General features: G+C 60.6%; 26 protein-coding genes. 10 read left to right on the top strand and 16 right to left on the bottom strand.

The window, feature by feature from the left end:
* Window positions 1-3 precede the first annotated feature (3 nt).
* Window positions 4-1,326: a phosphate regulon sensor histidine kinase PhoR gene (gene phoR, locus J0L98_RS05215; protein ID WP_296410479.1), complete on the bottom strand. Its 1,323-nt coding sequence runs from the start codon at window positions 1,324-1,326 to the stop codon at window positions 4-6.
* 28 nt (window positions 1,327-1,354) lie between these two features.
* Window positions 1,355-2,065, bottom strand: coding sequence for a phosphate regulon transcriptional regulator PhoB (phoB, locus tag J0L98_RS05210; RefSeq protein ID WP_296410478.1), 711 nt, complete (start codon window positions 2,063-2,065; stop codon window positions 1,355-1,357).
* Window positions 2,066-2,230: 165 nt separating this feature from the next.
* Here phoB and J0L98_RS05205 point away from each other — a divergent pair, with 165 nt between their 5' ends.
* The 3 genes from J0L98_RS05205 to J0L98_RS05195 are packed head-to-tail and all read left to right on the top strand — an operon-like array spanning window position 2,231 to window position 4,032.
* Window positions 2,231-2,659 (top strand): DUF971 domain-containing protein, encoded by a 429-nt coding sequence (locus J0L98_RS05205; RefSeq protein WP_296410477.1) that lies wholly within the window; start codon window positions 2,231-2,233, stop codon window positions 2,657-2,659.
* 48 nt (window positions 2,660-2,707) lie between these two features.
* Window positions 2,708-3,445 (top strand): bifunctional demethylmenaquinone methyltransferase/2-methoxy-6-polyprenyl-1,4-benzoquinol methylase UbiE, encoded by a 738-nt coding sequence (gene ubiE, locus J0L98_RS05200; protein ID WP_296407659.1) that lies wholly within the window; start codon window positions 2,708-2,710, stop codon window positions 3,443-3,445.
* A 14-nt stretch (window positions 3,446-3,459) separates the two neighbouring features.
* Complete coding sequence (locus tag J0L98_RS05195; protein WP_296410476.1) at window positions 3,460-4,032, top strand: SCP2 sterol-binding domain-containing protein; 573 nt, start codon at window positions 3,460-3,462, stop codon at window positions 4,030-4,032.
* Window positions 4,033-4,103: 71 nt separating this feature from the next.
* On the opposite strand, the gene J0L98_RS05190 is transcribed toward J0L98_RS05195, so the two are convergent.
* From J0L98_RS05190 to J0L98_RS05150, 9 genes are all read right to left on the bottom strand, one after another.
* Window positions 4,104-4,529 carry a F0F1 ATP synthase subunit epsilon gene (locus tag J0L98_RS05190; RefSeq protein WP_296407663.1) on the bottom strand — a complete coding sequence of 142 codons (426 nt, stop codon included), beginning with the start codon at window positions 4,527-4,529 and terminating at the stop codon, window positions 4,104-4,106.
* Between the two features lie 61 nt (window positions 4,530-4,590).
* Complete coding sequence (atpD, locus tag J0L98_RS05185) at window positions 4,591-5,967, bottom strand: F0F1 ATP synthase subunit beta (protein WP_296410475.1); 1,377 nt, start codon at window positions 5,965-5,967, stop codon at window positions 4,591-4,593.
* Between the two features lie 27 nt (window positions 5,968-5,994).
* The gene (atpG, locus tag J0L98_RS05180; protein WP_296407667.1) at window positions 5,995-6,864 is read right to left on the bottom strand and encodes a F0F1 ATP synthase subunit gamma; all 870 of its coding nucleotides are present in this window, start codon (window positions 6,862-6,864) and stop codon (window positions 5,995-5,997) included.
* Window positions 6,865-6,885: 21 nt separating this feature from the next.
* Window positions 6,886-8,424, bottom strand: coding sequence for a F0F1 ATP synthase subunit alpha (atpA, locus tag J0L98_RS05175; protein WP_296410474.1), 1,539 nt, complete (start codon window positions 8,422-8,424; stop codon window positions 6,886-6,888).
* 11 nt (window positions 8,425-8,435) lie between these two features.
* Window positions 8,436-8,972 (bottom strand): F0F1 ATP synthase subunit delta, encoded by a 537-nt coding sequence (locus tag J0L98_RS05170; RefSeq protein WP_296410473.1) that lies wholly within the window; start codon window positions 8,970-8,972, stop codon window positions 8,436-8,438.
* 3 nt (window positions 8,973-8,975) lie between these two features.
* The gene (locus J0L98_RS05165) at window positions 8,976-9,449 is read right to left on the bottom strand and encodes a F0F1 ATP synthase subunit B (RefSeq protein WP_296407674.1); all 474 of its coding nucleotides are present in this window, start codon (window positions 9,447-9,449) and stop codon (window positions 8,976-8,978) included.
* A gap of 35 nt (window positions 9,450-9,484) precedes the next feature.
* Window positions 9,485-9,730 (bottom strand): F0F1 ATP synthase subunit C, encoded by a 246-nt coding sequence (atpE, locus tag J0L98_RS05160; RefSeq protein WP_079434620.1) that lies wholly within the window; start codon window positions 9,728-9,730, stop codon window positions 9,485-9,487.
* Between the two features lie 65 nt (window positions 9,731-9,795).
* Window positions 9,796-10,638: a F0F1 ATP synthase subunit A gene (gene atpB / locus J0L98_RS05155; protein WP_296410471.1), complete on the bottom strand. Its 843-nt coding sequence runs from the start codon at window positions 10,636-10,638 to the stop codon at window positions 9,796-9,798.
* 2 nt (window positions 10,639-10,640) lie between these two features.
* Window positions 10,641-10,982: an ATP synthase subunit I gene (locus J0L98_RS05150; protein ID WP_296407679.1), complete on the bottom strand. Its 342-nt coding sequence runs from the start codon at window positions 10,980-10,982 to the stop codon at window positions 10,641-10,643.
* 187 nt (window positions 10,983-11,169) lie between these two features.
* Between J0L98_RS05150 and J0L98_RS05145 the strand changes: the two genes are divergently transcribed.
* From J0L98_RS05145 to J0L98_RS05120, 6 genes are read left to right on the top strand one after another with little or no spacing between them, the layout of a single operon-like run.
* A complete protein-coding gene (locus tag J0L98_RS05145) occupies window positions 11,170-11,481 on the top strand; it encodes a metalloregulator ArsR/SmtB family transcription factor (RefSeq protein WP_296410470.1) in 312 nt (103 codons plus the stop codon).
* A gap of 19 nt (window positions 11,482-11,500) precedes the next feature.
* On the top strand, window positions 11,501-13,639 hold the full coding sequence (aas, locus tag J0L98_RS05140; RefSeq protein WP_296410469.1) for a bifunctional acyl-ACP--phospholipid O-acyltransferase/long-chain-fatty-acid--ACP ligase: 2,139 nt from the start codon (window positions 11,501-11,503) through the stop codon (window positions 13,637-13,639).
* 21 nt (window positions 13,640-13,660) lie between these two features.
* On the top strand, window positions 13,661-14,491 hold the full coding sequence (rhlP, locus tag J0L98_RS05135) for a rhombotarget lipoprotein (RefSeq protein ID WP_296410468.1): 831 nt from the start codon (window positions 13,661-13,663) through the stop codon (window positions 14,489-14,491).
* Window positions 14,481-15,029 (top strand): rhombosortase, encoded by a 549-nt coding sequence (rrtA, locus tag J0L98_RS05130; protein ID WP_296410467.1) that lies wholly within the window; start codon window positions 14,481-14,483, stop codon window positions 15,027-15,029. Before rhlP ends, rrtA begins: the two co-directional genes overlap by 11 nt.
* Window positions 15,026-16,261: an amidohydrolase family protein gene (locus J0L98_RS05125; RefSeq protein ID WP_296410466.1), complete on the top strand. Its 1,236-nt coding sequence runs from the start codon at window positions 15,026-15,028 to the stop codon at window positions 16,259-16,261. The genes rrtA and J0L98_RS05125 overlap by 4 nt, the downstream gene beginning before the upstream one ends.
* Entirely contained in the window at window positions 16,258-18,171 is a 1,914-nt protein-coding gene (locus J0L98_RS05120) for an MFS transporter (RefSeq protein ID WP_296410465.1), read from the top strand. The genes J0L98_RS05125 and J0L98_RS05120 overlap by 4 nt, the downstream gene beginning before the upstream one ends.
* A 14-nt stretch (window positions 18,172-18,185) precedes the next feature.
* Here J0L98_RS05120 and J0L98_RS05115 read toward each other — a convergent pair whose 3' ends face one another.
* The 5 genes from J0L98_RS05115 to earP all read right to left on the bottom strand — a co-directional run bounded on the left by J0L98_RS05115 (window position 18,186) and on the right by earP (window position 21,942).
* A complete protein-coding gene (locus J0L98_RS05115) occupies window positions 18,186-18,902 on the bottom strand; it encodes a superoxide dismutase (protein ID WP_296410464.1) in 717 nt (238 codons plus the stop codon).
* A 109-nt stretch (window positions 18,903-19,011) separates the two neighbouring features.
* Window positions 19,012-19,557, bottom strand: a complete 546-nt coding sequence (locus tag J0L98_RS05110) for a YaeQ family protein (protein WP_296410463.1) — start codon at window positions 19,555-19,557, stop codon at window positions 19,012-19,014.
* A gap of 95 nt (window positions 19,558-19,652) precedes the next feature.
* Window positions 19,653-20,045: a hypothetical protein gene (locus tag J0L98_RS05105; protein ID WP_296410462.1), complete on the bottom strand. Its 393-nt coding sequence runs from the start codon at window positions 20,043-20,045 to the stop codon at window positions 19,653-19,655.
* A 168-nt stretch (window positions 20,046-20,213) separates the two neighbouring features.
* Window positions 20,214-20,774: an elongation factor P gene (efp, locus tag J0L98_RS05100; RefSeq protein ID WP_296407689.1), complete on the bottom strand. Its 561-nt coding sequence runs from the start codon at window positions 20,772-20,774 to the stop codon at window positions 20,214-20,216.
* A gap of 58 nt (window positions 20,775-20,832) precedes the next feature.
* A complete protein-coding gene (gene earP / locus J0L98_RS05095) occupies window positions 20,833-21,942 on the bottom strand; it encodes an elongation factor P maturation arginine rhamnosyltransferase EarP (protein WP_296410461.1) in 1,110 nt (369 codons plus the stop codon).
* Between the two features lie 766 nt (window positions 21,943-22,708).
* Between earP and J0L98_RS05090 the strand changes: the two genes are divergently transcribed.
* A complete protein-coding gene (locus J0L98_RS05090; protein WP_296410460.1) occupies window positions 22,709-23,614 on the top strand; it encodes a DMT family transporter in 906 nt (301 codons plus the stop codon).
* Window positions 23,615-23,621 lie beyond the last annotated feature (7 nt).

Below are 23,621 nucleotides of genomic sequence, written 5' to 3'. Positions count from 1 at the left end.
CGCTCAGGTCACGAGGCGACGTGCCGGAAAGCAGGCAGTGAAGGTGCTGCCCTTGGCGGGCTCACTTTCAATCAGCAGATCGCCTTGGTGACGACTCAGCACGTGCTTTACGATGGCCAGGCCAAGGCCGGTACCACCGGTTTCCCGGGAACGTCCCCGATCAACCCGGTAGAAGCGCTCGGTCAGACGGGGAATGTGCTCCGGGGCGATCCCGATGCCATCGTCCTTCACTGAATATTCCACCACCGAGCCGCGCAGCCGCCAGCTGATGCGGATGGACCCACCCGCCGGCGTATAGCGAACGGCATTGATGGCCAGATTCGTAAAGGCACTGTAGAGCTCCTTGGCGTTTCCAAGCAGGCATGCGCGGGTGCCACATTCAAGTTCGATGACATGCCGGCCGCCAGATACAACCTGTGCCTCCTGCTTTACCTCCTCGAGAAGCGCCGCCACATCGACGGCCTCCTCGTGCCGGATCGGCTCGTCGACTTCCAGCGCCGACAGGGTGAGAAGATCCTGGATCAGGCGCTGCATGCGTCCGGCCTGCTCGGAAGCGAGGCCAAGATAATGACGGATGTCGTCCTTATCCAGTTCATCCAGCCCATCGATGACGGTTTCAAGAAAACCGCTGACGACGGTGAGGGGCGTCCGCATCTCATGGGACACGTTGGCCACAAAATCACGGCGCATCGCCTGCAGGCGTTCTCCCTGAGTGATGTCTTCGGACATGAGGAGGCGCATGTCTTCGCTGAACGGCACCACGTGCACCATCAGCGTCCGGGTGATCGGGCGCCCGATGCTCAGAGTCAACGGTGCTTCATAGCGGCCTTCCTGAAGGTATCGCACAAAATCCGGCTGCCTGACCAGATTGGTGATCGGGGTTCCCTGGTCGCGCGCCTGTTCCAGACCAAAATGCTGCTCGCCCTGCCGATTCACCCATTCGATGGTATGCGTGTTGGACAGGAAAAGCAGGCCATGGGGCATGGCCTGACTGGCTTCCCGGAAACGTTCTAGCGCCAATGTCAGGCGCTGCTGCCGACGACTGGCGTTGCGGGCATGGCTGTTCAGATCGGCAAAGATGTAATCCCACATGCCGATCGCCCGAGGCATCGGGGGAGCGTCGTCAACGGGCAGCCTGAGCCAATAGACCAGCTTGTACAGATTGCGTACATGGTAGACACCAGCCACCAGAAGCCCGGAACAGAATACCAGGAGCCCAGGTACGAGCCCGAGCAGGACCCAGACAAACAGTCCCAAAACGACGATGAGCGCCAGATACGCAAACGCTGCAACAAAGATATATTTTATCGGCCGGATGACCGTCACCCCTCAGGCAAACTGAACCAGCCTTTGATTATCGCACGGGGGTCACTGATTCCTGCTGCGTCGAGAACCGATAGCCACTGCCGCGCACGGTCTGCACCAGACTGTCGTGACCGCTCGGCTCAAGGGCACAGCGCAAACGACGGATGTGTACGTCCACCGTCCGCTCTTCCACGAAGACGTGATCTCCCCACACTTGGTCAAGCAACTGGGCTCGCGAATGGACGCGTTCCGGGTGGGTCATCAGGAAATGAAGCAGGCGGAACTCCGTCGGGCCAAGGGTGACCGGACTGCCGGCAGCCGCCAGCCTGTGGGTTGCCGGATCAAGGCGCAGACCGCCCAGTTCCACAGGATCTTCGGTCGTCTCCGGTGCCCGACGGCGCAGCACGGCCTTGATCCGCGCCACAAGCTCACGCGGAGAGAAAGGCTTGGTGATGTAATCGTCGGCCCCGGACTCCAGTCCGAGAACCTTGTCCTGCTCCTCGCCCCGCGCGGTGAGCATGATGAGCGGAATGCCGCGCGTCCGCTCCTCGCTCCGAAGACGACGGGCAAACTCGACACCGGACATGCCGGGGAGCATCCAGTCGAGAAGAATGAGATCCGGCAAGGCATCGCGTACGATTCGCTGGGCGGTCTCTGCGTCGGTCGCACGCACGACATGGTGACCCGCACGCATCAGGTTGGCGGCGATGAGTTCCTGAATTGCGGGCTCGTCTTCGACAAGCAGGATGGTGGCGGGCATGGAAACCTCGGTTTGGCAAATGACCGTTGCAGTGTATTGCAGCTACTTGAAGGTTTAATGACAGGTCACGGCCTTGAAACAGCACCCGACTCATGCTGCGGGCCAGCAGTGCGGCCGCCTTCTAGTATCATTCGTCCATCACTCTCTCCAACGGCGGACACCAACATGGCAGGCCTGCGCAAGGACGATCCCGTCCCCATCGAAATCAAGGTGCATCAGCGTTCGCGTCTGATGGAAGTTTCCTTCGACGACGGCCAGCGATTCGAATTCAGTTTCGAGTTCCTGCGGGTCTTTTCCCCGTCCGCGGAAGTCCGCGGTCACGGAATCGGCCAGGAAGTCCTGCAACTCGGCAAGCGCGACGTGGAGATCACCCGGGTCGAGCCAGTGGGCAACTATGCCATCAAGCCGGTCTTTTCGGATGGCCACGACAGCGGCCTGTATTCGTGGGATTACCTCTACGATCTCGGTCAGAACCAAGACGATCTGTGGCAGACCTACCTGCTGCGCCTTGCCGAAGCAGGCGGCAGCCGTGATCCCGCCGAACAAGCAGCTGTCACATCCCCCGCACCCGGTGGCTGCGGTCACCCTCATTGATCGTCGCACGCCACGGGACGCCCCATCGACTCTGATCGCCTTACGAACATGAATGACAAGACCACCCATTTCGGCTTCCAGAAGGTTGCCGAATCCGAAAAGGCCGGCAAGGTAAGAAGTGTCTTTTCCTCCGTCGCCTCCAGTTACGACGTGATGAATGACTTGATGTCCTTCGGCCTGCATCGCCTTTGGAAAGCCTTCACCGTGCAGATTGCGGGCGTTCGGGCCGGAGACCGGGTGCTTGATGTCGCAGGCGGTACTGCCGACCTGTCCCTGGCCTTCGCGAAAAAAGTGGGCCCGACCGGTCAGGTCTGGCTCACCGACATCAACCATGCAATGCTTTCCCGCGGCCGTGATCGCGTGGTCGACAAGGGTTTCCTGCTGCCCGTCGCCCAATGCGATGCCGAGAAGCTGCCTTTTCCCGACAACCATTTCGACGTGGTGACGGTCGCGTTTGGTCTCCGCAACATGACCCACAAGGACATTGCGATCGCCGAGATGCGCCGTGTGCTCAAACCCGGTGGCCGCCTGCTGGTACTGGAGTTTTCGAAGGTCTGGAAGCCCCTGGCCCCGGCCTACGACTTCTATTCGTTCAAGTTGCTTCCAATGATGGGCGAGAAGGTCGCCAAGGACGCCGACAGTTATCGCTATCTGGCCGAGAGCATCCGCATGCATCCCGATCAGGAGTCCCTAAAGGAACTGATGGAAGGCGCGGGTCTGGATCGGGTCGAGTACTTCAACATGACCGCCGGCGTGGTCGCGCTGCATCGGGGTTACAAACTCTGAGTCAGGGAGTCAGGATGCTCACCTCCTCAGCCATCACCGGCCTCAACCACCTTCTCGGCGATGCCCCGTGGGCCCGGGAAAAACTGGCCCCGTTCGCTGATCGCAGCGCGACTTTCGTGCTTAAACCCCTTGAGCTTGGGTTGGGCATCGATGGCAACGGCTACTTTACCGAGTCAGCCACGACAACACCCGACGTCGTCCTCGAGCTTCCCCTCGCCAGTCTGCCCAAGCTGATTGGGGGACCGGACGCCCTGATGGCCGATATCCGCATCAGCGGCAACGCCGATCTGGCAGATACGCTGGGTTTTGTACTGCGCAAACTGCGCTGGGATGGGGAAGAAGCCTTGTCGCGGCTGATTGGTGATATCGCCGCCCATCGAAGCACCGGTATTGTCCGCCAGGTGGCTGCTTGGCACCGACAGATCGCGCAGAATGTCGTTGAGAACCTTTCCGAGTATCTAAGCGAGGAACAGCCGGTGCTGGTCAAACGACAGGCCCTCGAAGATCTGGCGAGTGCCAATTCCGAGCTGCGCGATGATTTGGCTCGTCTCGAAAAGCGACTACAAAAGCTCAAGTTAACACGCTGAAGCAGCACCCGCATACAAAAGGGGCAGTCCAATCGGAGTGCCCCTTTTGCAATACAGCGAACCGTTCGTGCTTAGTGGCCGCGCTTCTTCAGCTTGTTGATGGCTGCGATCTGCGCAAGCGCCGAAGCCAGTTCGGATTGGGCCTTGGCGTACTCCAGGGCGGAACCCTGGTTCTGCAAGGCTTCTTCCGCGAGACGCTTGGCATCCAGTGCCTTGGCCTCGTCCAGATCCTTGCCACGGATGGCGGTATCCGCCAGGACCGTCACAAGGTTGGGCTGAACTTCGAGCAAGCCGCCGGCCACAAAAACCATTTCTTCTTCAGACTGGTTCTGGACCTTGACGCGTACGGCACCCGGCTTGATCCGGGTCATCAGCGGCATGTGGCCCGGCAGAATACCCAGCTCGCCGGATTCACCGGGCAGAGCCACGAACTCGGCCAGACCGGAGAAGATCTGCTCTTCCGCGCTGACGATATCGACATGAATGGTCATTGCCATAGCTATTTCCTCCTCAATCCGGCGGGCTCACAGGAGCACCGCCGAACGATGGTCGCGATGATTAGAGGGTCTTCGCTTTCTCGAAGGCCTCTTCAATCGGGCCGACCATGTAGAAGGCCTGCTCGGGCAGATGGTCACACTCACCAGCCACGATCATCTTGAAGCCCTTGATCGTTTCCTTCAGGGGGACGTACTTGCCGGGAGAACCGGTAAACACTTCCGCCACGAAGAACGGCTGGGAAAGGAAACGCTGGATCTTACGAGCGCGGGAAACAAGCAGCTTGTCTTCCGGAGCAAGTTCGTCCATACCCAGAATCGCGATGATGTCGCGCAGTTCCTTGTAACGCTGAAGGGTCTGCTGAACGCCGCGAGCGGTGTTGTAGTGCTCTTCACCCACCACCAGCGGATCAAGCTGACGGGAAGTGGAGTCGAGCGGATCCACGGCCGGGTAGATACCCAGGGAGGCGATGTCACGCGACAGCACGACGGTCGAATCCAAGTGGAGGAAGGTGGTCGCCGGAGACGGGTCGGTCAAGTCATCCGCAGGCACATACACGGCCTGGATGGAGGTGATCGAACCCACCTTGGTGGAGGTGATCCGCTCCTGCAGACGGCCCATTTCTTCGGCCAGCGTCGGCTGGTAACCCACCGCGGAAGGCATACGACCCAGCAGCGCGGACACTTCGGTACCGGCCAGGGTGTAGCGGTAGATGTTATCCACGAAGAACAGGATGTCACGACCTTCGTCACGGAAGCGCTCGGCCATGGTCAGGCCGGTCAGCGCCACACGCAGACGGTTGCCGGGGGGCTCGTTCATCTGACCGAACACCATCGCAACCTTGTCGAGAACGTTGGAGTCCTTCATTTCGTGGTAGAAGTCGTTCCCTTCACGGGTACGCTCGCCCACGCCGGCAAACACCGACAGACCGCTGTGCTGCTTGGCGATGTTGTTGATGAGCTCCATCATGTTCACGGTCTTGCCCACACCGGCGCCACCGAACAGACCGACCTTGCCGCCCTTGGCGAACGGGCAGATCAGATCGATAACCTTGATGCCGGTTTCGAGCAGATCCACGGACGGGGACAGCTCGTCGAACTTCGGGGCCTTCTGGTGAATAACCCGACGCTCGTCACACTGGATCGGGCCGGCTTCGTCGATCGGACGACCCAGCACATCCATGATGCGGCCCAGGGTGCCGTGGCCAACCGGCACAGCAATACCCTTGCCGGTATTTGCAACTACCATGCCACGACGCAGGCCGTCCGAAGACCCCAGCGCAATGGTACGCACAACGCCGTCGCCCAGTTGCTGCTGAACTTCAAGAACCAGTTCAGCACCTTCCAGGGTAAGGGCGTCGTAAATCTTGGGCATCGCGTCGCGCGGGAACTGCACATCCACCACGGCGCCGATGCATTGAACGATCGTTCCTTGACTCATCGTCGTTTCCCCAAACTTGTTAAAGCGTTACACCGCGGCTGCGCCGCCGACAATTTCTGACAGTTCCTTGGTGATCGCGGCCTGACGGGTCTTGTTGTAGACCAGTTGGAGTTCGCCGATCACGCTTCCTGCGTTGTCGGAGGCTGCCTTCATCGCCACCATCCGGGCACTCTGTTCGGACGCCATGTTCTCGGCGACAGCCTGGTACACCAGCGCTTCGACATAGCGCACCAGGAGTTCGTCGATCACAACCTGCGCATCCGGCTCGTAGAGGTAGTCCCAGTTCCCTTCGGGGGTTCCGAGACGCTCGCCGGTCAGCGGGAGAAGCTGCTCAAGCTGGGACTCCTGCTTCATCGTATTGACGAAGCGGGAGTAGACAAGGTGCACTTCGTCCAGCTCACCATTCTGGAAAGCGTCGATCATGACCTTGACGGGCCCGATCAGCTTTTCCAGATGGGGGGTATCCCCGAGCTGGGTGACATGCGAGACGACCTTGGCACCCAGGCGCTGCATGAAACCCAGCCCCTTGTTGCCGATACAGGTCACACGAATGTCGGTGACACCCTTGCTTTCCCAATCCTTGAGCGCATTCAACCCGGTGCGCAAGGTGTTGGTGTTGAGGCCGCCGCACAGACCCTTATCGGTCGTTACGACGATCAGCCCAACACGCTTGACATCGTCCTTCGAGACGAGGAACGGATGCTTGTAGTCGGTGATGTTGGCTGCAGACAGATTCGCGGCGAGACGGCGGATCTTCTCGGCGTAGGGACGGGCTGCCCGCATGCGGTCTTGAGCCTTCCGCATTTTGGACGCAGCAACCATCTCCATGGCCTTGGTGATCTTTTTAGTGTTCTGCACACTCTTGATCTTGTTACGGATCTCTTTACCGCTAGCCATTTCGCTCTCCGTGTGCCTGCGTTAAGCCCAGCTCTTCTTGAATTCTTCGATGACGGCAGCGAGTTGCTTTTCGCCTTCTCCATCGAGAACCTTGCTCGACTCGATCTTGGCAACAAGATCAGCAGCCTTGGTCTTCACGAACTGGTGCATCGCAGTTTCGCAGGCCAGGGCACGCTTGACATCGACGTCGTCGAAAGCACCCTTATTGACTGCGAACAGCGTGATCGCCATTTCCGAAACCTTGAGCGGAGCATACTGCGGCTGCTTCATCAGTTCGGTCACGAGACGGCCGCGCTCGAGCTGCTTGCGGGTCGCTTCGTCCAGGTCGGAAGCGAACTGCGCGAACGCAGCCAGCTCACGGTACTGGGCAAGCGCCAGACGCACGCCACCGCCGAGGTTCTTGATGACCTTGGTCTGGGCAGCACCACCCACGCGGGACACCGAGATACCCGCGTTGATGGCGGGACGGATACCAGCGTTGAAGAGGTCGGTTTCCAGGAAGATCTGACCGTCGGTAATCGAGATAACGTTGGTCGGCACGAACGCGGACACGTCGCCGGCCTGGGTTTCAATCACCGGCAGAGCGGTCAGCGAACCGGTCTTGCCCTTGACTTCACCCTTCGTGAATTGCTCGACGTAATCCTCGGACACGCGAGCAGCGCGCTCAAGCAGACGGGAGTGCAGGTAGAACACGTCACCGGGGTAGGCTTCACGGCCCGGGGGACGACGCAGCAGCAGGGAAACCTGACGGTAGGCCCAGGCTTGCTTGGTCAGATCGTCATAAACGATCAGGGCGTCTTGACCGCGATCGCGGAAGTACTCGCCCATGGTGCAACCGGAGTACGGAGCGATGTATTGCATCGCGGCGGACTCGGAAGCGGTGGCAGCGACGACGATGGTGTATTCCAGCGCGCCGTGCTCTTCGAGCTTGCGAACCACGTTGGCAACGGTCGAGGCCTTCTGACCGACTGCCACGTAGATGCACAGAACGCCTTCGCCCTTTTGGTTGATGATCGCATCAACAGCGACGGCGGTCTTGCCGGTCTGACGGTCACCAATGATCAGCTCACGCTGACCACGGCCGACCGGGACCATGGAGTCGACCGACTTGAGACCGGTTTGCACCGGCTGGGACACCGACTTACGCCAGATCACGCCCGGAGCAACCTTTTCGATCGGCTCGGACAGCTTGGCGTTGATCGGACCCTTGCCGTCGATCGGCTGGCCAAGGGAGTTGACCACACGACCAAGCAGTTCCGGACCAACCGGAACTTCCAGAATGCGACCCGTGCACTTCACGGTGTCGCCTTCGGAGATGCCTTCGTATTCACCCAGAACCACGGCACCGACGGAGTCGCGCTCGAGGTTCATGGCGAGGCCAAAAACGTTGCCGGGGAATTCCAGCATTTCGCCCTGCATGGCATCGGAAAGGCCGTGAACACGGCAGATACCGTCGGTCACTGAAACCACGGTACCCTCGGTGCGGGCATTCGCGGACAGCTGCAGGTTCTGAATCCGACTCTTGATCAGGTCACTGATTTCAGAGGGGTTGAGTTGCATAGCTTATGCTCCTAGTTCTTTAGCGCGGCGGCCATGTTCGCGAGCTTGCCGCGGACCGAGGCGTCGATGACTTCATCCCCAACGGCGATCTTGACCCCACCGATCAATTCGGGGTCTACGCTGACAGTCACGTTGAGCTTGGCCTTGAAGCGAGCTTCCAGGTCGGCAACGAGTGCTTTCAGCGTGGCATCGTCCATCGGAAAGGCGGAGACGATATTCGCCTCCTTGACACCTTCGTGTTCGTTCTTGAGAGCAACGAACAGGTCACGGATCTCGGGAAGCACTTGCAGACGCTCGTTTTCGACAAGAACGCGGACATAGTTCTGCTGTTCGGCAGACAGTCCGGCTCCCGCGACATCGAGGAAAAGCCCGGCCAATTGTGCAGGCTGGAGCTTGGGATCGCTGATGCAATCCCCCATTTGCGGATCGGCGGCGATGCACGCCAGCCGATCTAGTGCTTCCGACCAAGGCCCCAGCGCATTGCCCGCGGAAGCGAGCTGAAATGCCGCTTCAGCATAGGGGCGTGCGATGGTGACGTTCTCGGCCATGGCTTATTGAAGTTCCTGTTTCAGGTTGGCCAGCAGGTCGGCGTGGGCCTGAGCGTTGATCTCCTTGCGGAGGATCTTCTCGGCACCGGCGACAGCCAGATGGGCGACCTGATCGCGCAGGGCTTCCTTGGCACGTTGGGCGGCGACGCCAGCTTCGGCTTCAGCGGCTTCACGGGCCTGGGCAATGATGCGGGCGGCTTCGGCGCGAGCTTCATCGAGGAACACTGCAGCCTGCTTTTCAGCAGAGGCACGGACGTCCGTAGCGGACTCGCGGGCCTTGCGCAGCTCTTCAACGACTTTCTTCTCGGCATGAGCGAGATCGCTCTTCGCCTTGTCCGCAGCCGCGAGCCCGTCGGCGATCTTCTTCGCGCGCTCATCGAGTGCCTTCACAATGGGGGGCCACACGAACTTCATCGTGACCCACGCCAGAATGAAGAACACAACGAGCTGGGCTACCAGGGTTGCGTTCAGATTCACGGTAGTCTTCCTTTAGTCAGGTTGGACCGCGAAACTCAGATCTTGAACGGGTTGGCGAACGCAAACATCATGGCGATACCGACGCCGATCAGGAACGCAGCGTCGATCAGACCAGCCAGCAGGAACATCTTGGTCTGCAGGGCGTTCATGAGTTCGGGCTGACGGGCGGATGCTTCCAGGTACTTGCTACCCATGATGCCGATACCGATACAGGCGCCGATAGCACCCAGACCGATGATCAGACCGGCGGCCAGAGCAACAAAACCGAGAACGTGTTCCATGACTACTCCTTTAGTTGAGATGATTTAAATTGAAACCGAAACGACTGCTTAAACCTTGAAACTTCTTAGTGGCTTTCGTGGGCCTGTCCGATGTACACCAGGGTCAGCATCATGAAGATGAAGGCCTGCAGGGCGACGATCAGGATGTGGAAGACCGCCCAGATGGAGCCCGCGACGATGTGGCCGAGGAAACCGAACACGGTGGCAGTCCCGCCCATCAGCGCAATCAGCATGAACACCAGTTCGCCAGCGTACATGTTGCCGAACAGTCGCATGCCGTGGGACACGGTCTTGGCAAGGAACTCGATCATCTGCATCAGGAAGTTGATCGGGTAAAGCAGCGGATGGGATCCGAAGGGAGCGGTGAAGAGTTCGTGAATCCAGCCACCGAGGCCCTTGATCTTGATGTTGTAGTACAGGCAGATCAGCAGAACGCCGATGGACATGCCGAGGGTGCCGTTCAGGTCGGCGGTGGGCACGACGCGCAGGTAGGCATGTTCGTTTCCGGAAATCAGTGCCCAGATCTTGGGCAGCAGATCAACGGGCAGGAAGTCCATGGAGTTCATCAGGAAGATCCAGAAGAACACGGTAAGGGCCACCGGAGCGACAAACTTGCGGGATTCGGCGCTATGCACGATGCCCTTGGCCTGATCCGCAACCATTTCGACGAGGATTTCGATGGCAGCCTGGAAGCGACCCGGAACGCCGGAAGTGGCTTTGCTGGCTGCTTTGGTCAGGATCAGCAGGGTGACGATACCCAGGCCGATGGAGAAGAACAGGGTGTCCAGGTTCCACACGCTCCAGTCGATGATGGCGGTTTGCGCATGACCGGTGGAGTTCAGGTGGGTAAGGTGGTGGACAATGTATTCGCCCGCTGTCGGGCCGTGTGCTTCGGTGCCAGTGCTCATGGTCAGGTCTTCACCAAAAATGCAAATAAATTCGCCTTCAGCGCCACGACCAACCCGATAAACAACGCCAACCAATGGACGTCTGGATACACGAGTCGAACGGTCGCCAACAATCCTACGGTTGACGCGATCTTAAAGAACTCGCCAACAAAAAACTCAAGCGGGTACGACGCAGCCGGCCGCTTGGATACCAAGCTGAGGCGCAGGGCGAACAACAAATTGGGAAGAACACAGGCTGCGCCTCCCAACGCCGCCGACAACGCACCGCGCGTCCCTGAAATCAATCCCGCGGCCAATGCCACAAGAATTGTCGCGCCTATCTGCAGGAATACCGCTTTTAACATTGGCTCTCTGCGTGGCACGTCGGGTAATGCGCCGTCCGCCGTACGAAAAACGTGTGGATAGTAGGGGTTAACCGCAGCAAAGTCAATCGCCGCGGCACTGCAGCAAAAATGGACAGGTCCTCATCAAGGTCACGTTCGGCGTTACTTCGGCTTGACAGACTCAATAAACATATCGACAATCATCGATATGAATAACGATTACTCCCGGGCCATTCCCGAAATATGGCGCGATATCTCCGCCGTTTTTACAGCACTTGGCGATGAGCATCGGCAACGCATCCTGCTGACATTCGAGGCAGGCGAACGACTCAATGTCGGCGAGATCGCCGAGGTGTCCACCCTCGCCAGGTCCACTGTCTCACACCATCTCAAGGTCTTACGGGAGGCCGGGGTGCTGATTTCCGAGCGGGAGGGTAAGGAGATTTATTTCCGCGTGAACAAGTCTTTCCTGCAGGACGCTTTCGGCAAGGTTTCGGCCTACCTCGACACTTATCTCTGACTTTCTTCGAAGCACTCTCATGCGATCCTTCATCAAGGCAGTCCTGCGCGCGCTCAGCGTCCTGATGTTCCGTGTCAGGGTAAGCGGGCACCCCCCCGCCAGCACCGGACGACTGCTCATCGTCGCCAACCATGAATCCTTCCTGGATGGCCTGCTGCTCGGCCTCTTTCTGCCCCTCGACCCGGTTTTCGTGGTGCATACCGGAGTCGTGCGCAATCCGGCCTTCCGGCTCCTGCTCTCACTGGTGGATTACCTGGCTGTCGATCCGACCAGCCCGATGGCCATGAAGAAGGTGATCCGGCTGCTGGAAGGAGGTCGGCCAGTGGTCATCTTCCCCGAAGGGCGCATCACCACCACCGGCAGCCTGATGAAGACCTACGACGGACCGGCCTTCGTGGCGGCCAAGACAGGTGCGACCATTCTCCCGGTGCGCATGGACGGCGCCGCCCGCACCTATTTCTCCCGTCTTGCGGCGCACGTCCCACGCCGGCTCTTTCCGCGGATCAGCCTGTCGATCCTGCCCACCACGCACATTCCCATGCCCGATGCACCCACCGCCCGCGATCGGCGGCGGCGGGCCGGCGAAGCCATGCGGCGCCTCATGCAGGAAATGATCTTCGCCACCCGGCCGGATCAGACCCTGTTCACCACCCTGCTCGATGCAGCTGACATCCAGGGCCATGGTCATTCCCTGGTGGAGGATCTCAAGCAGATCGAGTACAGCTACCGCGACCTGATCAAGATGGCCCTGGCCCTGGGACGTCTGGTTGCCCGGGAAAGCCAGCCCGGCGAGAAGGTCGGTCTTCTGCTGCCCAATCTGGCACCCACGCTGGGACTCATCTTCGGCCTCTCGGCGCAGGGGCGCACGGCCGCCATGCTCAATTACACGGCCGGCGTGGAGGGCATGCAGGCTGCAATCACGGCGGCCCAAGTCCGTTGCATCGTCACCTCGCGGGCCTTTGTCGAGCAGGCCAAGCTGGGTGACAAGCTCCCGGCCCTGCAGGGCGTGCGCCTGATCTATCTTGAAGATCTGCGCGCCACCATGCGTTTCACCGATACCCTCTGGCTGCTGCTGTGGGCACTGCCCTTCCCCAGGCTTGCCCTACCGGCCGGATCGCCGGAGGACGCGGCGGTGGTGCTGTTCACCTCCGGCTCCGAAGGCAAACCGAAGGGGGTCGTGCTCTCTCATAGGGCCTTGCTGGCCAATGTGGCGCAGATTCGGGCAGTGGTCGATTTTTCCGTTGATGACAAGATCCTCAACGCCCTTCCCCTGTTCCACTCCTTCGGCCTGACGGCCGGTGGCCTGCTGCCGGTGCTGTCCGGCGCGCGGGTCTTTCTTTACCCCTCTCCCCTCCACTACCGGGTGATTCCCGAGCTGGCCTACGACCGCAACTGCACGGTGCTGCTCGGTACCAGCACCTTCCTGGGCAACTATGCCAAATTTGCCCATCCCTACGATTTCTATCGCCTGCGCTACGTGATTGCCGGTGCCGAGAAGCTCGCCACGCCCGTGCGTGACCTGTGGTTCGAGAAGTTCGGCATCCGCATCTTCGAGGGCTACGGCGCCACCGAAACCGCGCCGGTGCTGGCGGTCAACACCCCCATGGCCTTCCGTAGCGGTACGGTCGGTCAGTTTCTCCCGGGCATCCAGTACCAGCTGGTGCCAGTTCCAGGGATTACAGCGGGCGGCATGTTGCATGTGAAGGGTCCCAACCTCATGTCGGGCTACCTGCGGTTTGAGAATCCGGGCGTTCTGCAAGCGCCTGCCTCTCCGGCCGGCGATGGCTGGTATGAGACCGGTGATGTGGTTGAAGTGAGCGACGAGGGCTTCGTGAAGATCGTCGGACGGGTCAAGCGCTTCGCCAAGGTGGCTGGTGAGATGGTGTCGCTGGAGGCCGTCGAGAAACTCGCGGCGTCCGCATCGCCAACTGCAGCCCACGCCGCTTCCACCCAGCCCGATCCTGCCCGGGGCGAGACCATCCTGTTGTTTTCCACCGACCCCGAGCTGAGTCGCGAACACCTCCAGAGTGCGGCCCGCAGCGGCGGCTGGCCGGAAATTTCCGTACCCCGCCGGATCGTCACGGTCGATGCCCTGCCCCTGCTGGGTACCGGCAAGATCGACTACGTCACCCTCAAACAGTGGGCCGAAAAGGCCTGAGCCATCCGGGAAAGGACAGCCATGCGCAACAAAGCCCTCAGCGCCATTCTTCTCGCATCGTCCCTGCTGGCCGGCTGCGCCATGTGGTGGGAACGTGGTAACCACGCCCAGCGCGGCATGGTGGTTGACTACCTCTACCCGAAAAACCAGCAACCCGAACTCACGCCGACCCTGCCTGAGCTGAGGCTTCCCCTGCGGGTGGGAATCGCCTTTGCCCCGGGTGATCGTCATGCGGACCTGCCGGAAGTGGAACGTGACCGCCTGCTGCGCCGGGTCAAGGATGCCTTCGCCAACCGCCCCTATATTTCCGCCATTGAGGTCATCCCCACGGCCTACCTGCGTCCAAGGGGCGGCTTCGAGAACCTCGAACAGGCCGCCCGGATGTTCAACGTGGACGTGGTGACCCTGATTTCCTACGATCAGGTCCAGTTCAGCGACAGCAACCGCCTGTCCCTGCTGTACTGGACCATCGTCGGCGCCTATGTGATCAACGGCAGCCAGTACGACGTGAGCACCCTGGTGGATGCCACCGTCTTCGATGTGAAGAGCCGCAACATGCTCTTCCGCGCCCCGGGAACCAGCCAGATCAAGGGTAGTTCGGCACTGGTCAAATTGTCCGAAGCCTCCAGGGAAGCGCGTACGGAAGGCTACCGGCAAGCCATCGACGACATGATTCCGCGCCTTGATGCCCAGCTCGAAGCCTTCAGGACAAGGGTCAAGGAAGAGAAGGTGGCAAAAATCCTCCACAAGCCCGGGTACAGCGGCAGTGGTGGCAGCATGGACCTGGCCGCGCTCGGTCTGTTCGGACTGGCCGCGACCGTTGCCGTGGCCAGGAGGCAGCGTGCCGGCTAGGCGACTGTCCCTGGCCCTGCTGGTCGGTCTTTTTGCCTTCGCCAACCTCATGCCGGGTGAAAGCATGCAGTTCGACCGGGACGCCATCGCAGCCGGCGAAATCTGGCGGCTGTGGACCGGGCAGTTGTGCCACTGGTCACTTCTGCATCTGCTAGGCAACCTCGCTGCCGTCGCCGCATTCGCGGTGATTGCCGGATCGCCTTTACTGCGCTGGCTTGCGCTGCTGCCCCTCGCTGCCCCGCTGCTGTCTCTGGTCCTGCTCAGCCTGGTGCCCGCGCTGCAAATCTACCGCGGATTTTCCGGACTGGTCGCCATGCTGGTGGTCGGTGTAGCGATGGATGGCGGCCTGATCGGCCGAGTCGTGGCCCTGGCCTGGGGAGCAAAACTGGCATTCGACGCCATTGCCGGAACGCCGTCGCCCTTTCTGCCTGAGGGCATCACCACCACCTGGCAGGCCCACCTGGCAGGGCTTCTTCTCGGTTTGGCCGCTGGAGCAGTCTTTCTCCACCTCGACCGGAACATTGCATCCCCATCATGAACCGCCGCCACTTCATCATTGGCGCCACTGCAGCGGCAGCAATGCTTGGTGCGGGTGGCACCGCCCTAGCCCGACGCAGCCTGTGGAACCCCTGCCGAGCCAGCCTGCCCCCGGATATCGCCGGTCACGAGGTCGTCCGCGCCGCCTGGGAGGGGCTTGATCCTGCCCGGGTATGGGACTGTCACGCCCACTTGGCCGGTATCGGTGACGGGGGAAGCGGGGTCACCATCACCCCACGCATGCTCAGTCCTCTGCACCCCACAGAGTATTTCCAGCGGCTCTTCTACCTCAACGCCGGCTGTGCCCACGAGGCCCCGGGGCGGGTGGACCAGAGCTATGTGGAGCGTCTCCACAACCTGGCTGACGGCATGCACACCGGCTTCAAGCTGATGCTCCTGGCCTTTGAGCGCACCCACGACACACACGGGCGGCCACATCCCGAACTCACCGCCTTCCATGTCCCCAATGCGTATGCCCGGGATGTGGCCCGGGCCAATCCGGCCTACTTTGAGTGGGTCTGCTCCATCCATCCCTACCGGCCGGATTGCGTCGAAGCCCTGGAAGGTGCAGCCCGCGATGGCGCGCGTGCCGTCAAGTGGCTGCCACCTGCCATGGGTATCGATCCGGCCTCGCCCGCCTGCGACCGCTTCTACACCGCCCTGGCCCGGCTCGATATGCCGCTGATTACCCACGCTGGCGAGGAGAAGGCCATCCATGGCGCCGGCCAACCGGCCTGGGGCAACCCCCTGCGCCTGCGCAGAGTCCTCGATCATGGGGTGCGCGTGGTCATCGCCCACTGCGCCAGCCTCGGCGAGGACCAGGACGAAGACCGGGGCCGCGACGGCCCCAGGGTATCGAGCTTCGACCTGTTCTCGCGACTGATGGGTGAGCAGCGCTATGCCGGACTGCTGTATGGCGACATCTCGGCCATCAACCTGCGCAATCGGGATGTGGCCATCATCCGCCGCCTGCTTGAGCAGGAAGACTGGCATCCGCGCCTGCTCTTCGGCACCGATTACCCGCTGCCGGGTATCCTGCCCCTGGTGTCGGCACGCCGGCTGGCCCGCGAGAAGCTCCTTGATCCGGCCGCGGTGTCGGTGCTGGAAACCCTCCGCGAGCACAATCCCCTGCTTTTCGACTTCGTTCTAAAGCGCCACCTGCGCTCGGGACAGCGGCACTTTGCCCGAGGCGTTTTTGAAACGCGCAACTTCTTTGATCGGAAACCTGCATGAGTGCCCCTCCGGATCACGCCAAGGACGCCCCTCCCTCCCAGTTTCACCTGCTCCGGGAGAGGCGCTTCCGCCCCTTCTTCCTGACCCAGTTTCTGGGCGCGTTCAACGACAACCTTTTCAAGAACGCCCTGGTGGTACTGCTCACCTTCCAGGCTGCCAGCTGGACAACGATTGCCCCGGCGCTGCTGGCCAATCTGGCCGCCGGGATCTTCATCCTGCCCTTTTTCCTGTTCTCGGCCTCGGCCGGCCAGCTTGCCGACAAATACGACAAGGCCCGCCTGACCCGCCTGGTCAAGGTGCTCGAGATCGGCATCATGGTCGTGGGCCTGATCGGCTTCCTCATCCACAGCCTCGCCGTGCTCTTCAGTGCCCTGTTTTTGCTCGGCTGCCATTCAACCCTGTTCGGTCCCGTCAAGTACGCCCTGCTGCCCCAGCATCTGCACGAAGACGAGCTGGTGGGGGGCAATGCACTGGTGGAGGCCGGCACTTTTGTAGCGATCCTGCTTGGAACCCTGTGTGGCGGCCTGCTTGCCGGTGCCCCCAACGGTGACCTGTGGATTGCCGGCGGTGGCATCTTGGTGGCATTAGCCGGCTACCTGACCAGCCGGGGCGTTCCGCCGGCCCCGGCACCAGCGCCCGAGCTGCGCATCAACCCCAATCCCTTCACGGAAACCTGGCGCAACATCGGCTTCGCCCGGGAGAACCGGCCGGTCTTCCTGGCCATCCTCGGCATCTCCTGGTTCTGGCTCTACGGTGCCCTGTTCCTGGCCCAGTTTCCGGCCTACGCCAAGGGCGTGCTGGGTGGCGGAGAAGGCACGGTCACCCTGCTGCTGGCAACCTTCACGGTGGGTATCGGCCTGGGTTCGCTGCTGTGCGAAAAGCTCTCCGGCGGCCACGTCGAGATCGGCCTGGTGCCCTTCGGCTCCATCGGGCTCACCCTGTTCGGGCTCGACATCGCCCTGGCTTCTCCGGGTACCCTGCCGGCCGGCGCACCGCTGGCCATCGGTGAGGTCCTGACGCAACCCGGCATGCTGCAGGTATTGCTGGCCCTGACCATGCTCGGGGTGTTCGGAGGCTTCTTCATCGTTCCCCTCTACGCCATGATGCAGAGCCGCTCGGCGCCGGGGCACCGGGCACGGGTGATCGCTGCCAACAACATCCTCAATGCGCTGTTCATGGTGGTTGGGGCGCTGGGTGCCGGTGTGCTGCTCGGCGCCGGGCTGTCCATGCCCATGCTGTTCGGCGTGGCCGCCATCATGAACGCAGCGGTAGCCTTCTACATCTACCGGCTGGTGCCGGAATTCCTGCTGCGTTTCATCGTCTGGCTGCTGGTCCACACGGTGTATCGGCTGCGCACCGAAGGGCTGGCGCACATCCCCGCCGAAGGGCCGGCCGTGATCGTCTGCAACCATGTGAGCTTCGTCGATGCGCTGGTGATCGCGGCGGCTTCACGCCGGCCGATCCGCTTCGTGATGGACCACCGCATTTTCCGCTGGCCAGTGCTGTCCTTCGTCTTCCGTCACAGCCGAGCCATTCCCATCGCCCCCGCCAAGGAAGACCCGGCAATGATGGAGGCTGCATTTGCGGAAGTCTCGGCAGCCCTAGCTGCCGGAGAGCTGATCGGCCTCTTTCCGGAAGGAAAGATCACCGCTGATGGGGAGCTGTGCCCCTTCCGCCCCGGAATCGCCCGCATCCTGGAGGCCAACCCGGTAGCGGTCATCCCGATGGCCCTGCGTGGCCTGTGGGGCAGCATGTTCTCCCGCAAGGATGGCCCGGCCCTGAGCCGGCCCCTGCGGCGCGGCCTGTTCAATCGCATCGAGCTGGTGGTGGGGCCCGCCCTTCCGCCGGAGACCGTCAGCCTGCCGGGCCTGCAGGTGCAGGTGGCAAGCTTGCGGGGTGACTGGAAGTAGCAGGCCCAGCAAACTCAGCCCAGGTTTTGCAGGGCAAACTCCCAGTTGATGAGCTTGTCGATCAGTGCATTGACGTAGTCGGCACGCCGGTTCTGGTAGTCCAGATAGTAGGCGTGCTCCCACACATCAATGGTCAGCAACGGCTTGAGGCCGGCCGTCTGGGGCAGATCGGCATTGGCGGTTTTGATCACCTTGAGCTTGTCGCCGTCGGCAACAAGCCAGGCCCAGCCGCTACCGAACTGGGACGTCGCGGCAGTTGCCAGCTCCTTCTTCAGGGCATCCACACTCCCGAAGGAGGCTTCGATCCGTTTCTTCAGCGCCGCCGGCGGTTCACCACCCCCATTCGGCCGCAGGCTGTTCCAGTAGAAGGTATGGTTCCAGATCTGCGCAGCATTGTTGAAGATGGCGGTCTTGTCGGCCTTGCCAGCCGTGGCCGCAACAATCTTCTCGAGGGGCAGATCGGCCAGATCCGAACCGGCGAGCAGCCGGTTCAGGTTATCCACATAGCCCTTGTGGTGCTTGCCGTAATGGAAGCCGATGGTATTGGCCGAGATCACCGGCGCCAGCGCCGTGTCGGCCCAGGGCAGGGCAGGAAGCAGGATCGGGCTGGCCGCCTGGACTGGCCGGGCCAGACCACCCAGGGCGGTGGCGGTCAGGATACCCAGTGATGCACCGAGAAAGTGGCGTCGGCTGACGCCCTCCGGGGAAACGAAATGCGGGGGCAGTTGCATGGGGAATCTCCTCTGTCGGATTCGATTTTCCGACCTTGGGATCCAGGGCCGGACCACGCATTATTCGCCACTCCACAAGGCTTTTGTCATTCTTTACTGTAACGTGCGATCACGGGGCTGGATGGATGGCCCGCAAGCTCAGGCTGAGGGTCGTTTCACCAGCGGAAAACCAGATCTGCCCATCCTGAATGGTGCAGGTCAGGTCCATGAAACGCGCTGCCAGTGCTGCAAGCGCCTTCGAATCTTCCTGGGCAATGGCAAGCACCCGAAGGTTCGTCAGCTTGCCGAGAGTGGCGGCATCCTTCTGCCACCAGATATCCACCACGCGGCCACCGTAGGTCAGCACGATCACCTCGTCGGCCCGACCGGCAGCCCGGCGCAACAAGCGTTCATCGGGCAGACCAACCTCGATCCACTGCAGGATACGACCCGTATCGTCCTTGCGCCACAAGGCCGGTTCGTCCTCGGTGGAGATGCCACGCCCGAAATCAAGCCGCTCATCCGCATTCAAGGCAAAGGCAAGCACCCGGATCATCATGCGCTCATCGGTCTCGGACGGATGGCGCGCCAGGGTCAGGTTGTGCTCGGCAAAGTAAGCTCTATCCAGGTCTGAGACGGCGAGGGAAGCGCGGAAGATAGTGGATTTGAGGGCCATGACAGAAATGGAACGGAATGAAAAAAGAGGCCCTCGCGCAGCAAAACGAAAAAACCGGGCACAAGGCCCGGTTAAGCGTGCTGGCTGACTGGCGCTTACTTGCCGACTGCAGCCTTGGCCTTGTCAGCAGCTTCCTTGGCAGCATCCGCAGTCGCGGCAACTGCTTCCTTACCCGCTTCCTTGGCAGCACCAGCAGCTTCCTTCGCGGCGGAAACAGCATCCTTGGCGGCATCCTTGGTCGCTTCTACAGCTTCCTTACCGGCTTCCTTGGTCGCTTCAACAGCACCCTTGCCCGCTTCCTTCGCTGCGCCGGCAGCTTCCTTGGTGGCTTCAGCAGCTTGCTTCGCAGCTTCTTCGGCCTTCATGGCCGCTTCCTTGGCTGCATCAACGACCGGAGCGGGCGCAGGAGCAGGTGCTTCTTCCTTCTTGGAACAGGCAGCGAGGCCAAGGGCGATGAGGGCGGCAAGGGCGAGGGAACGGGTATTCATGGATGATTCTCCAGATGGGTGGTTTTCAAGAAAGGGAAAACTTGGGACCAAATTCCGTCAGCTTGTACAGATACGCGAGAGACTAACGCAGCAGTAAAACAAAAGGATGACCCGTGCCGGGAAGGAAGCAGGGTTGAGGAGAACCCTGCTTCCAGACCAACCCAAGAATTACTTCACCCGGTTGCGGTACTCGTCGGTACGAGTGTCGATCTCGATCTTGTCACCGATTTCAACAAAGGCCGGAACGGACAGTTCAAAACCGCTCGGCGCGATGCGGGCAGGCTTCAGTACCTTCCCGGAAGTATCCCCCTTGACGGCGGGCTCGGTGTATTCAACTTCGCGCACAACGGTGGTGGGCAGATCCACGGAAATGGCCTTGCCGTTGTAGAAAACCACTTCACAGGGCATGCCGTCGATCAGGTACTTGAGCGCGTCGGTCATGTTCTCGGCTTCGACTTCGTACTGTTCGTAGTCGGCATCCATGAACACATACATCGGGTCGGCGAAGTACGAGTAGGTCACTTCCTTGCGATCAAGCACCACGATCTCGAACTTGTCATCCGCCTTGTAAACCGACTCCGACGGCGCGCCGGTCAGCAGGTTCTTGAGCTTCATCTTGACGACAGCGGCGTTGCGACCGGACTTGTTGTACTCGGCTTTCTGAACCACCAGGGGGTCGGAGCCCACCATGATCACGTTGCCGGAGCGGAGTTCCATTGCGGTTTTCATGCTTATTCCTGCTGAGCTGTTGATTACGCGGCATGGGCCACGGTGAATAGGTAACTTATTATTCTATCTCAACTTTACAGAATCGCACCAGATTACCGGCAAGGTCACCACAGGCCTGCATTTTCATCGACCATGCCCGAGCATGGCTTCCCAGTTCCGGCAAGACAGCCTCAAGGGCGCTCCAGCGAGTACCCACTTCCTGACCATCGTTCCAGGCTCGCCAGAAATCCTCGACGGCGTGGGCGACCGATGGCGCTACCCCTGCCAGATAGCGCGTCATGAAGGCATTCAGTTTTTCCAGGTGCGCATCGTCCTGCTGAGGATAGATGTGCCACACAAACGGTGCTTCCGCCCACTGGGCGCGCACGAAGGAGTCTTCTCCGCGCACGAAGTTCAAGTCGCAGGCCCATAGCAGTTCGTCGTAGCGGGACTGATCGACAAAGGGCAGGACCTTCACAACCAGATGACCTTTCCTGAGACGATCTCCCGGCTGCAGACCGATCACACCAAACCAGGCTGCCACCCCGGGAAGTACCCGCCCTTCAGGCACCAGGCACAGCACCTGCCGCTTTCCTTGACTCCAGGCCGTCATGAGTTCGCCAATGGCCGGGTTTTCATAGGTGAACAGGGAAACCACACACTCCCCAGGCGCACGCATGGGAAGGTCGAAAGACTTGCGGAAGGTGCTCTCGGAAAATCCGCGGCGGCGTGCCGAGTAGTCAGCCTCGCGCAACAGACCACCGGTGGTCCTATCCAGGCCAGGAAAGAAGAAGTGCTGGGTCAATGGCAGACGTGGATGGGGCGACGGCAGGCCATGGCAGCCCGCCACCCAGTCCTCCGCGCTCAGGTACTCCAGATTGATCCAGCAGGGGCGAGGCACACAACGGGCCATCGCAGTCAGAAAGGACTCCGGCAGCGTCGCAGCAAATGCCCCGATCACCACCTTTCCCGGCACCACATCACCGAGGGGCTCGACCCAATGGCGAACCTCGACCCCCATCAACACCTGGGACCTCTGCTGCGGGTCCAGGGAAGGAATCAGATGGCTGGCACTCTTCAGGTCATCCACCCAGAGACGCACAGCAAGCCCATGTTCCACAGCCAACTGACGCGCAAGACGCCAACACACGCCGATATCGCCGAAGTTGTCCACAACAGGGCAGAACACATCCCAGCAACAGGCAGGAGAAAGGGGAGAGAGAGCTGACGGTGGCGTACTGGGCACGGTTGGGGATAAACCCGGTTGGAAAGGTCGCACAAATTGTGCACAAGACACCTCATCGGAGCGAGGACAAATTTGCTCAACAATCGCCCCACATTGATGCCACCCCTGGACCTACAGCCTTACCAACAACCCATCCATTTGAAAAACAAGGCTTAAATTAGCTTATCCACAGAAAGACGCTTAGCTATATGGTTAACAGTATTTATATGTATACAAAAACAATAAACAAAACACCAAGACCGCAGAAACACCCGTATCGGACAAAAACGGCTCACGAAATCCTGACAACCCGGTGACTGGATCACCTCGTTGCTGATGGTCTTGTGGACTCCCCCACAGAGACCCGGGCGACATGTCTTGTGAACAACTCAAGGGAGAAGACCCCGGAAGAAATGTGGACAAGTCCGGGTTTCCCTACCCGGGTCAGAACCGTCCCCAAACCATCCCCGACCAGTCCCCCCATTTCTCCAGAGCTTTTTACATTAAATAAACAATTGATTTATATATGTATATTTAGATTATCCACAGAAAACAGCCGTGCATAGTTAACATGAACTTATATATATAAAGAAAAACATAAGAACAAAGCCTGACAGCGTGTTCGACATCCGGGGACAACCGTAAGGACAGAACATAGGGGTTGATCCCAAGCGCAGACGTGCAGGGGTTCGCCCATAATCCGGGGCCGTCCTGCCCAAGGCAGTCCTCCATGTCAGTACCTCGCCTGCCTCGTGCGCTCACCCACCCCTATCTGCTATTGACGCTGACCGTCCTGTTCTGGTCGGGCAACATGGTCGTTGGTCGTGGCTTGCGCGAAGCCGTGCCTCCCATGAGCCTGGCCTTTGCCCGCTGGACGCTGGCCCTGCTGCTGACTCTCCCCTTTGCCTGGCCTCACCTGAAGACGCTTCGTGGCATGACCCGGAAGCAATGGGGTGTCCTGGTGGTGCTTGGGGTGCTGGGTGTCGGGGCGTACAACACCCTGGCTTATGTGGCGTTGGTGCACACCACGGCAACCAACGCAGCACTGCTCAACTCCTTCATCCCGATCGCGATCATCGCGATTTCCTGGTTCCTGGGGCATCAGGCCAGGCTGTTGGAGTCCTTTGGCGTGGGGGTTTCCTTCGTTGGTGTGATGGTCATCGTCAGTCGCGGAGATCCCGTCGTGCTGGCAGGACTGAGTCTCAATGCAGGGGATCTGTGGATGCTGGCGGCAGTCCTGTCCTGGGCCCTTTACACACTTGGGCTCAAGTGGCGGCCGGCCGGTCTGCATCCCATGGCCCTGCTGGCGACCCTGACGATGATTGGCCTGGTGGTGCTGGCACCACTTGTCTGGGTGGAGCTTTCCTCCGGCGCAAAGCTCCACCTCACGACCCCGGCCCTGTTTGGCGTCGCCTATACCGGGATCTTCCCGGCCTTCCTCGGCTACGTGTTCTACAACCGGGCAGTGGGAGAGGTCGGTGCTTCCCGGGCAGGCCTGTTCATTCACCTGATGCCTGCCTTCAGCACGATACTGGCCATGCTCTTCCTGGGCGAAGCGCCCCGCGCCTACCATTTTTTCGGAATTGCGTTAATTCTGACCGGCATCTGGCTGACGACCCGTTTCAAGAAAGGCTAGACTGCGG

Origin of the sequence: Zoogloea sp. (assembly GCF_017302315.1) — a bacterium.
In the GTDB taxonomy this organism is placed as follows: domain Bacteria; phylum Pseudomonadota; class Gammaproteobacteria; order Burkholderiales; family Rhodocyclaceae; genus Zoogloea.
This window is presented reverse-complemented; position numbering and strand designations above follow the sequence as displayed.

Bases quoted from the DNA above. Each gene is read 5' to 3' on its own strand.
- phoB (WP_296410478.1), bottom strand. From the start codon at position 2,065: ATGCCCGCCACCATCCTGCTTGTCGAAGACGAGCCCGCAATTCAGGAA.
- J0L98_RS05205 (WP_296410477.1), top strand. From the start codon at position 2,231: ATGGCAGGCCTGCGCAAGGACGATCCCGTCCCCATCGAAATCAAGGTG.
- ubiE (WP_296407659.1), top strand. From the start codon at position 2,708: ATGAATGACAAGACCACCCATTTCGGCTTCCAGAAGGTTGCCGAATCC.
- J0L98_RS05195 (WP_296410476.1), top strand. From the start codon at position 3,460: ATGCTCACCTCCTCAGCCATCACCGGCCTCAACCACCTTCTCGGCGAT.
- J0L98_RS05190 (WP_296407663.1), bottom strand. From the start codon at position 4,529: ATGGCAATGACCATTCATGTCGATATCGTCAGCGCGGAAGAGCAGATC.
- atpD (WP_296410475.1), bottom strand. From the start codon at position 5,967: ATGAGTCAAGGAACGATCGTTCAATGCATCGGCGCCGTGGTGGATGTG.
- atpG (WP_296407667.1), bottom strand. From the start codon at position 6,864: ATGGCTAGCGGTAAAGAGATCCGTAACAAGATCAAGAGTGTGCAGAAC.
- atpA (WP_296410474.1), bottom strand. From the start codon at position 8,424: ATGCAACTCAACCCCTCTGAAATCAGTGACCTGATCAAGAGTCGGATT.
- J0L98_RS05170 (WP_296410473.1), bottom strand. From the start codon at position 8,972: ATGGCCGAGAACGTCACCATCGCACGCCCCTATGCTGAAGCGGCATTT.
- atpE (WP_079434620.1), bottom strand. From the start codon at position 9,730: ATGGAACACGTTCTCGGTTTTGTTGCTCTGGCCGCCGGTCTGATCATC.
- atpB (WP_296410471.1), bottom strand. From the start codon at position 10,638: ATGAGCACTGGCACCGAAGCACACGGCCCGACAGCGGGCGAATACATT.
- J0L98_RS05150 (WP_296407679.1), bottom strand. From the start codon at position 10,982: ATGTTAAAAGCGGTATTCCTGCAGATAGGCGCGACAATTCTTGTGGCA.
- J0L98_RS05145 (WP_296410470.1), top strand. From the start codon at position 11,170: ATGAATAACGATTACTCCCGGGCCATTCCCGAAATATGGCGCGATATC.
- aas (WP_296410469.1), top strand. From the start codon at position 11,501: ATGCGATCCTTCATCAAGGCAGTCCTGCGCGCGCTCAGCGTCCTGATG.
- rhlP (WP_296410468.1), top strand. From the start codon at position 13,661: ATGCGCAACAAAGCCCTCAGCGCCATTCTTCTCGCATCGTCCCTGCTG.
- J0L98_RS05125 (WP_296410466.1), top strand. From the start codon at position 15,026: ATGAACCGCCGCCACTTCATCATTGGCGCCACTGCAGCGGCAGCAATG.
- J0L98_RS05120 (WP_296410465.1), top strand. From the start codon at position 16,258: ATGAGTGCCCCTCCGGATCACGCCAAGGACGCCCCTCCCTCCCAGTTT.
- J0L98_RS05115 (WP_296410464.1), bottom strand. From the start codon at position 18,902: ATGCAACTGCCCCCGCATTTCGTTTCCCCGGAGGGCGTCAGCCGACGC.
- J0L98_RS05110 (WP_296410463.1), bottom strand. From the start codon at position 19,557: ATGGCCCTCAAATCCACTATCTTCCGCGCTTCCCTCGCCGTCTCAGAC.
- J0L98_RS05105 (WP_296410462.1), bottom strand. From the start codon at position 20,045: ATGAATACCCGTTCCCTCGCCCTTGCCGCCCTCATCGCCCTTGGCCTC.
- efp (WP_296407689.1), bottom strand. From the start codon at position 20,774: ATGAAAACCGCAATGGAACTCCGCTCCGGCAACGTGATCATGGTGGGC.
- J0L98_RS05090 (WP_296410460.1), top strand. From the start codon at position 22,709: ATGTCAGTACCTCGCCTGCCTCGTGCGCTCACCCACCCCTATCTGCTA.